Below are 5,102 nucleotides of genomic sequence, written 5' to 3'. Positions count from 1 at the left end.
GTCCTCCACGCCCTTCGCCGCAGGGGACGGGAAGAAGAAGTCCAAGCGCGACATGATCAAGGACTACTTCCGGCGCCAGTTCATGGGGGAGGAGCCGCAGACCGTCCGCACCGTCATCCGGTAGACGGCTAGAAGGAGCCGTCGATGTCGCTGACCACGACGACCTTCTGGTTCACGAACTCCTTGATGCCCAGGTCGATGAGCTCGTGGCCGTAGCCGGAGTGCTTCACACCGCCGAAGGGAACGTCGGCCTTCACACCGGTCGGCTGGTTGATGAAGACCATGCCGGTCTCGATACGGCGGGCGACCTTGCGGGCACGCTCGATGTCGGTGGAGAACACCGAACCGCCGAGGCCGAACGGCGTGTCATTGGCGATGCGTACGGCGTCCTCCTCGTCCTTGGCCCGGTAGAGCTGCGTGACCGGACCGAAGAACTCGGTCTGCGACGTCGCGGAGCCCTCCGGGATATCGGTCACCAGCAACGGGCGGGCGAACGCCCCCTGCTCCGGGACTTCAGCACCGATCGCCTCGACGGTCGCACCCTCGGCCTTCGCCTTCTCGACCTGCACCGCGAGATCATCGGCAGCCTGCTGGGACGACAGCGGTGCCAGCGTGGTGGACGGATCCATCGGATCACCGGCGACCAGCTCGGCGACATGACGGCGGTACTCGGTCAGGAACCGGTCGTACACTGCATCGACGACAATCAGCCGCTTGGAGGAGACACAAACCTGACCGGCATTCCAGTGCCGGCCGAACGCGGCCCACTTCGCGGCCTTCTCGACCTCCGCGTCCTCCAGGACGACGAAAGCGTCCGCACCGCCGAGCTCCAGGGTCGACTTCTTCAGGTTCTTCGCGGCGGCCGACGCAATGGCGGCGCCGGCACCCTCGGAACCCGTGAGAGCCACACCGCGGACACGCGAATCGGCGAGGATCCGGTCGGTGGCGTCATGACCGGCGAAGACATTGGTCAGCAGGTTCTCCGGGGCACCGGCCTGGCGGTACAGCTCAACCATGCGTAGCGCGGACTGCGGCACATTCGACGCGTGCTTGAGCACGATGGTGTTGCCGGCGAGGAACTGGGGAGCGCTGATGCGGATGACCTGGTAGTAGGGGAAGTTCCAGGGCTCCACGGCGTAGAGGACACCCAGCGGGTCATTGACCAGGGCGACATCCTGATCGCCGAATCCCTCGGCCCGGAGGTACCGCGGGGCCAGCGCCTCGGCACCGTGGTTTGCGTAGTACTCCAGGATGCCCGCCGAGAGTTCTACCTCGGCCTCCGCCTCACCGATGAGCTTGCCCATCTCGAGAGTCAGGGTCTCGGCATAGTCGCGCTTGTTCGCCCGCAGGATCTCCGCAGCCTTGGCGAGGACCGCGGCGCGCTCCTCGACCGGGGTCTGCGACCAGGTGCGGAACGTGGCATCGGCGCCGGTGACCGCCTGGTCGATCTCCTCGGCGGTGGCGGTCGGGAAGGTCTTGACGACCTCTCCGGTGTAAGGGTTGGTGGTTGCGTACGCCATGGTGGTGGTCCTTTCGTACGGTAGGTGGTTCGCTGTTCACTTCCCGAGTTTAGGTCCCTTCCCGGGTTTAGGTCCACCTCAGGCGGTTTCGGCAGGGTGATGTTGCACACAGGCGTGCCGACCATGACTGAGCTCTGCTGACTGTTGCCGACCGTCGCTGACCGTGACCCCCGGTCACCCCCGGGACCTACTCCACCGTAAACGTCACCGTCTCGGTGTACTCGGCACCGTAGCGGTCCGTCGCCGTGGCCTCGGCGGTGTGCTCGCCCGGGGTCAGGTCGGCCGGGACCGCGGTCCGCCACAGGTGCGGGCTGGACTGCGCCACATTGCCCGTGGTCGACAGGTTCTCGGTCGCGGAGATCGGATCGGTGAATTCCCAGCCCTTGTTCTCGCCCTCGCCGGTGGCAGGCTGGGTGATCTCGGCGTCCACGGCATTCCCACCGTCGAAGGAGACAGACACCGTCGCCTCGGTGGAACCACCGAAGAAGCTCGAGGTCAGGAAGGACTTGCCGTCCTTCAGATCTTCAGTAGACACCGTCAGCGGATCAATCGAGGCCGGCTCATCGCCCGCCTTGTCGTCGTCCTGCCACGCCTGGGCCTTCTCCGCCCACTCACGCCAGGTCGGCGAGTTGATGCCGATGAGCTGCTGGTGTGCCTGGTCGGCACCACGCACCGTGTAGTACCCGCCGTAGGTTCCCGGCTCGTCGCCGGAGAAGGTCAGCGTGTACACGCCAGGCTCCGCGGCCTCGGAGGTGTAGGCGTAGGGCACACCGTTCTCGTTGAGCCCGCCGGAGTACCAGTCACCGGAGACCGCACCGGCGACGATCTGGTCGTTCGGCAGCTCGGACAACCCGGCGTCCTTCCACTCCTGACGCTGCCCGCCGGCGAGCAGGTGCTCGAGGGTGTGGGTGTGGCCGCCGACGGTCACCAGGTTCGGGTGCGAGGAGACCGCGTCGTAGAAATCAAGAGCGTCATCGGTGATGAGCTCCTTGTAGTTCACGATCGGTGCGTGGGAGTAGACCACCACCTGTGCATTCTCGTCGACCTGGGCGAGGTCGTTCTTCAGCCAGGTCAGCTGCTCCTCGCCGACCTTCTCCAGATAGCCGTTCTTCGAGCCGTCCGGGTTCGCGCCCTTGTACTCGATGTTGTCGAGGGCGATGAAGTGCGTGTCGCCGACGTTGTAGGAGTAGTGCGTCGCGCCGAAGTCCTGCCGGTAGGTGTCGGTGGCGTGGGAGTCGTCCGCGGCGTCGTAGTCCATGTCGTGGTTGCCGGGCAACGCGCGCACCGGGCCGTTCATGCCCGCGTACAGCGAGCGGAGATCCGGGTTCAGTGACAGGTCGTCGCCGACATTGTCGCCCAGCAGCATGACGCCGCAGCCGGCGTAGTCATTGCGCTCGGCGAGGTCGGCGGGACCACCCTTGGCGGCGTACCCGACCTCCTCCTTCTCGTAGGTCTGGGTGTCCGCGGCGACCGGGCAGGACTGGTCCTTGGCTGCCGTAGCCTCGGACTTCGCCATGGGGAAGTTCACCGCGGCCGGCACGTCGCCGGTCGGTTCCAGGCCACCGAACTTCAGGTCGGTGGAGCCCTCCGGCAGGTGGTTGTAGCTGAACTGGGCGAAATTGTCGGCGTCGACCGGCACCTGCCAGCCGGCCGGCTGGGTGACCGACAGGGTGAGGTTGTCACCGGCGGGCAGCTCGTAGCGTCCCTCATCGTCGGTGGTGACGACGTCGACCCCGTTGCTCACGGGGACGCCGGCGATCGGCTCTTCGCCGTCGTCGAGGGTGGAGTTGCGGTTGGTGTCGTCGAAGACCTGGCCGGTGAAGGTGGACTGGTCCTCGGCCGGATCGTCGGAGACCTCGACCCGGCCTTCGTAGAGGCCGTCGTTGGTGGAGGGGCCACCGGGTCCAGTGTCGGAGGAGTCGGGGAGGGAACCGGGGAGAGAGCTGGTGATTGACCCGGCCGAGGCTGCTGAACCGGCGGGCGAGTAGCCGGGCAGGTCGTCGGCGACGGCGGTGGCTGTGGTGGAGGCGGCAGACGCGGTGAGCGCTGTGAGGATGGCGAGGGACGCGGCGGTGAGGTGCCTGCGTGAGGATGACGAGGAAGTCATGCGAGAGGTCATGGGAGAGTAAGCCCCTGAGAGGTTGGGAGAGTGGATGATGCGGCGGTATGGAGCAGATCCCCGAGCCCTTCCTCCGCCAGGTCCAAATCGATCCGGTGTTCCTGGGCCCGGGAGACATCGTCGATGTTTTCCATCAACCGGGTCAGGCGGGTGAGTTGGTCAGCCATGATCGTGTGGGGGGCATTATTCCAGTCCACGACCCCGTCCTGGAGACCATCGAGGTAGACCGTGAGCACCGATAAGGGGGTGCCCATTTCGTGGGCCAGATCAGAGAGCATCTGGCGGCGGACCTGTTCGGTGTGTTCCAGCCGGTCGGCCATGGTGTTGAAGGCATGCGCCAGGGTGGTGACCTCGGGGCCTGCTTCTCCGGCGGGCACGCGGATACGGTAGTTGCCGGCCGTCAGGCTGGTAGCGGCGCGGGTGAGCTCCTGCAGGGGGGGTGCGCAGGCGACGCGATAACCACAGGCTGGCCAGCAGGGCGCTGATCAAGGCGGTGGGCACGGGGGATACGTCCGTTGATGAGGTAGTGCGGATACATCACATCGCCGACATCTCCGCCCAGTACCCGGTCCGGGGTGCCGTGCATCATCTGGCCGTGACCTCCCATTCCCATCCTCCCGTTATGGTCGTCTGAGCCCATTCCGGTGAGCTTGTCGAGCTCATCGTCGGGAGTGCCATGAATGCCATCGACCCAGTCGTCGAGCACGATGGTCCACTCGACGTCCTGGTCCTCAGCGTCTTGCGGGTCACGGATGATCAGTGGGGCGTGGAGGCCGCGATCAAGCTGCAGGCCGGTGTGGGAATGGTAGAAGTAGGTGCCACCGTGGGGGACTTCAAAAACATAGGAGAAAGACTCGCCAGGTTCAATGGGGTCCTGGGTCATGCCGGGCACACCGTCGGCTGCGTTGTGGAGTGCGATGCCATGCCAGTGGATGGAGGTGCTCTCAGGCAGTTCATTGGTGATATCGACCTGGAGGACGTCGCCGGCGGTGGCCTCAATGGCCGCATCCCCGGTGTCAGAGACGTATCCCCACGTCTTGGCTTCGATGCCGCCGATATCCAGAGAGAGGGGCCGGGCGGTCAGTGTCCGGCGCACCGTCGGCTCACCGAGCGCAGTGGGGGTGGGAGTGGGGCGAAGGGAGGGACCTGGTGCCGAGGCAGCGGGTCCAGGGTCGCTGGTGCAGGCGGCCACGGCCCCGGTGCTGGCGAGGACGAGCCCGCCGAGCAGAAACTGTCGTCGGGAAAACGCGTTCGTCATGATTTAACCTTCCTTGGTGCAAGATTTCAGTGACACGGGAGACAGGCGCAGGTGAGGACCCTGCTGAGCCATCACGTCAGGCGCAGGTCTGTGACACAGGTGGCACCGTCGTCGGTGGTGGAAAACTCCGTGGTGCCGGTACGCCCCTGGTAGCTGACCTCAATCAGGCCGGTGGCATCATCGGGAAGCCAGAAGCCAATAAACC

General features: G+C 65.7%; 2 protein-coding genes and 3 pseudogenes. All 5 read right to left on the bottom strand.

All coding sequences use genetic code 11. The features are described 5' to 3' along the window. Positions 1-128: 128 nt before the first annotated feature. A complete protein-coding gene (locus ACTXPP_RS13880; protein WP_141329938.1) occupies positions 129-1,520 on the bottom strand; it encodes an NAD-dependent succinate-semialdehyde dehydrogenase in 1,392 nt (463 codons plus the stop codon). Positions 1,521-1,707: 187 nt separating this feature from the next. Continuing rightward, a complete protein-coding gene (locus ACTXPP_RS13875; RefSeq protein WP_441579935.1) occupies positions 1,708-3,627 on the bottom strand; it encodes a calcineurin-like phosphoesterase C-terminal domain-containing protein in 1,920 nt (639 codons plus the stop codon). 44 nt (positions 3,628-3,671) lie between these two features. Beyond that, positions 3,672-4,140 (bottom strand): annotated as a pseudogene (gene copS, locus ACTXPP_RS13870) (two-component system sensor histidine kinase CopS); the annotation flags it as partial. Further along, positions 4,115-4,897, bottom strand: a pseudogene (locus ACTXPP_RS13865) (multicopper oxidase domain-containing protein); the annotation flags it as partial. The pseudogenes copS and ACTXPP_RS13865, both read right to left, overlap by 26 nt. Before the next feature lie 71 nt (positions 4,898-4,968). Further along, positions 4,969-5,102 (bottom strand): annotated as a pseudogene (locus tag ACTXPP_RS13860) (CueP family metal-binding protein); the annotation flags it as partial.

It is taken from the genome of Candidatus Corynebacterium faecigallinarum (assembly GCF_052264515.1).
GTDB classification, from domain to species: Bacteria; Actinomycetota; Actinomycetes; order Mycobacteriales; family Mycobacteriaceae; genus Corynebacterium; species Corynebacterium faecigallinarum.
The sequence above is the reverse complement of the archived record's forward strand: the minus strand, read 5'-3'. Positions and strand labels throughout refer to the sequence as shown.